This is a genomic window from Pseudoflavonifractor phocaeensis (assembly GCF_016901955.1).
In the GTDB taxonomy this organism is placed as follows: Bacteria; Bacillota; Clostridia; order Oscillospirales; family Oscillospiraceae; genus Flavonifractor; species Flavonifractor phocaeensis_A.
The window spans coordinates 1-219 of the sequence record NZ_JACJLC010000272.1 but is presented as its reverse complement, the minus strand read 5'-3'; the positions used below and the strand labels follow the sequence as shown (position 1 = coordinate 219).

1 protein-coding gene is annotated in these 219 nt (G+C 47.0%); it reads right to left on the bottom strand.

Going from position 1 to position 219, the window contains the following annotated elements; translation table 11 throughout:
- Positions 1 to 219: transposase (locus H6B51_RS18600; RefSeq protein ID WP_204884843.1), on the bottom strand; the 219-nt coding region annotated here is incomplete at both ends.

Sequence of the window (219 nt, the reverse complement as noted above, 5' to 3'; positions counted from 1 at the left end):
TCAATCAAATGCCGTTCCTTATACAGGCACCAATCAACGTTCCAGGGCTTAACGAGATTGCCTTGGGGTGGAATCACATAGTTGGCACCCTGTCCTGAAATGTATTCCCAAATTGTCTGAGCACCGTAAGCCCGGTCTGCCAGTATATTGCTCCCGCTGATCTCAACTTTTCTCAACAAGTTAACAGCATGAACGCTATCATGATCATTTCCAGGGGAG